Source organism: Aminobacter sp. P4_H6_2 (genome assembly GCF_056400805.1).
The window spans coordinates 1-2,692 of sequence record NZ_JBFUKO010000692.1; the positions used below are offsets into that span (position 1 = coordinate 1).

Sequence of the window (2,692 nt, forward strand, 5' to 3'; positions counted from 1 at the left end):
CTTCAGATGCTGGCGTGTTTCCTCTGAAGTGACCGAGCGAGCCTTTATCAGCAATATGCTGGCGATGATCTGCAGGCTGTTGGCAACCCTGTGCTCCATTTCGCGAAGAAGCACATCCTTCTGGCGAAGCAGATCTTCGGTTCGGCCCAGAAGCTCTTCTTTCTCGCACTCGATCACGCGGCGGGCCGTTATGTCGGTGAAGGCGAGCAAGATGGTGATGGCATTGCTGTGGTCGTAGATGACCTTTCGAGCATTGAGCAACATCGTGCGGTGGCCCACGTTGGGGAAATCGTAAGCCACCTCGAAACCATCCATCGCGGTCTTCTCAGGGATGATTGTTTCTAGGAGCAGACGAAGTGCGGGAATGTCCCACTGACCATCACCGAGGGCAAAGAGCAACGCCCCCCGTGTCTGTTCGGGATCGACCTTGAATGTCTGGTAGAAAGAGCGACTGGCCGCCAGCACAAGGAACTGTTCGTCAAGCACGAGAAATGGCTCGGGGATCGTATTGACGATAGCCTGCGCCAACGTCTGAGCGTCTTCGACATTCGCGATGGGATGGAACATTGGAGGTGAAGCCGATCTGAGGCGGATATCGCCTGCATGTACGTTACACAGTTGCGAGACGCCTGTCTCTGGCTGACGCAGCCTCTCAAGGCATCGGCATCCCGGCCTCGCCAGACGCCAGCCAGCCCGGAGCCCGCCAGGCGCGACGCGCTAATAACGAAAACGGCCTGCCGAGCAAGGTTCGACAGGCCGTTCCTGCTCAGCTCTGGCCCGTGCCACCAGACAGCAGTGCCGCGCGCTAACAATTCTGCCACCGGCACATCCAAAATTAAAGGCCTGCCAGCCCGCCAGCCGACAGGCCCCATTTTGAAGCGTGCCAGGGTGTACCTGAGTGTAGCGTCGGCCATCCTCGCCAACCGCCCCCCACGCAATGCAAACGGCCCGCTCAGGCGATTAGCCTAAACGGGCCGTCTTTGCAGCAGCCYAGATGTGTGCGCATCGGGAACGCTGCGTACTAACAACGCCGGCTTCAATCTAGTGTTCCAAGCAACGTGAAAAAATGCACCCTTTGCATGCGCCGGCGGTGCTCGATCTAACTTCCTTGACCGGCCGGCCCAGAATACAAAAAACCCCGCCACTCATAGCATGGTGACGGGGCTCTTGATTGGTCAGGCTTAGGACGCGGGACTTGGTACATTTCCGCCAAGCCATGGTCGCGCAGCAAGGTTAATCGCCGGTAAATCTACGTCGGCGGCGGAACCAGGCGGGGCAAGCTACGGCATGCGACGGTGACCGAGATATTGGTGCCGTGACCGCAGAAACGGCCCGCCGAGTTCAGGTTCGACAGGCCGTTCTTGCCGCCCTCTGAAACCTGCCGAGACACCAGTGGGCGCGCGCCAACCATACTCCACTGTTGCCTAGAAACCAAAAGGCCTGCCAGCGGGCGGCCGACAGGCCCTATGCTAGAGYGACTTGCCATGAGGGATAGCTAAGTCRCTCCACGGAGMCCACCATTGCGGCGCGATGGGATTTCCTCCGYSCGACCCAACGTCCTTCGATCCWTCCGGTTCCCATAAACARAAARAGCCCTCCACCTTTCGGCAGCGGGGCGAAGGGGATGGAGAAGCGCGTTGCAATTCAGTTGGCGGCCTGCGTGACGATGCGGGTGATTTCGCCGCAGCGCTCCTCAATCGAGTCACTCTCTTGTAGCCGCGCGATGTGAACGACAGCCAGGCGTTCCAGGTCATCCTGGACCTGTTCGTAGGTCTTACCCAACAGCCGCAGTGCTTCGGCGACCTGGATGCTGGTGTACTCGGACGTGTCGAGTTTGCAGACCACACCGTAAGCGACCGACAGTGCTGCCTTGTCGAAGGCCTGAAGCCGCTCGAAGGCGCCGGCGTCGCTCACRCATCTGGTGATACCGCCAACGATGAGCAGGAAGACCAGGAGGGCAGCTGCCTTGGCTTTGTTGATGGTCTCCATGTCAGTCCTCCCCGTGGCGGCCAAAAGTCAAACGGCCATTGTGCGACTGACATACCACTTGCCATCACACTGCCTGTATTCCACTATTGGCAGATGCATAGGGGGGCCCGGCAAATGGCAAGTGAAAACTAGCCAATCTTCGATAAATGGTCTGAAGCGCTGGCCAAAGTAGTGGCCGCGCAAGATCATTACATAGATACCGCCAAGCGGAACCCTTCAGCGTTGCAGGCGGCATTGGCCGACTTTCACCACGCACTGGGCGAATACAAAGCAATCTCTGACAAGATCGACGCCGAGCAGCCTTTAGACGCTGAAAAAGCCCCGCCACCTTTGGGAACGCTGTCAGGCTAACATGATTCCCTGACGCAAGGGGAAACGGTCACAGTGGCCTGCCTTCGGGCGTCAATAGCCAAATCTGGCGATAGACGGCTCTCGGTTGGAAGGGGCATTCTCTGCTTTTCAGAGAGGTGTCCAACGTGAAGCCCATCACTTCCGTCCTGGCAGAGGATGACACGGCCATCTGGAAGCTCGTCGTCAATTGGGAGCGACGGTACATTTATGTCGTCACAGGGCGTCCACCTTACAAGCGGCTGTCCATTGATGAACTGCTTGCGATGGAGCCGCCAAACACTTTGCAGCTTCAGGCCCGCGACAAGCTGATGTCGATGATGTTGGATGCCATTTGCAACAACTAGGCGCGAAA

General features: G+C 58.1%; 4 protein-coding genes. 2 read left to right on the top strand and 2 right to left on the bottom strand.

Features of this window, described 5'->3' with window-relative positions:
• Both AC1DUU_RS28735 and AC1DUU_RS28740 read right to left on the bottom strand, forming a co-directional pair.
• Positions 1-567, bottom strand: a 567-nt coding sequence (locus AC1DUU_RS28735; protein ID WP_476786733.1) for a histidine kinase dimerization/phosphoacceptor domain -containing protein, incomplete at its 3' end; no start/stop codon positions are given.
• A 1,077-nt stretch (positions 568-1,644) separates the two neighbouring features.
• Positions 1,645-1,989, bottom strand: a complete 345-nt coding sequence (locus tag AC1DUU_RS28740) for a hypothetical protein (protein WP_476786734.1) — start codon at positions 1,987-1,989, stop codon at positions 1,645-1,647.
• A 171-nt stretch (positions 1,990-2,160) separates the two neighbouring features.
• On the opposite strand from AC1DUU_RS28740, the gene AC1DUU_RS28745 reads away from it, so the two are divergent.
• Entirely contained in the window at positions 2,161-2,340 is a 180-nt protein-coding gene (locus AC1DUU_RS28745) for a hypothetical protein (RefSeq protein ID WP_476786735.1), read from the top strand.
• Positions 2,341-2,465: 125 nt separating this feature from the next.
• Positions 2,466-2,684 carry a hypothetical protein gene (locus tag AC1DUU_RS28750; protein WP_476786736.1) on the top strand — a complete coding sequence of 73 codons (219 nt, stop codon included), beginning with the start codon at positions 2,466-2,468 and terminating at the stop codon, positions 2,682-2,684.
• Positions 2,685-2,692 lie beyond the last annotated feature (8 nt).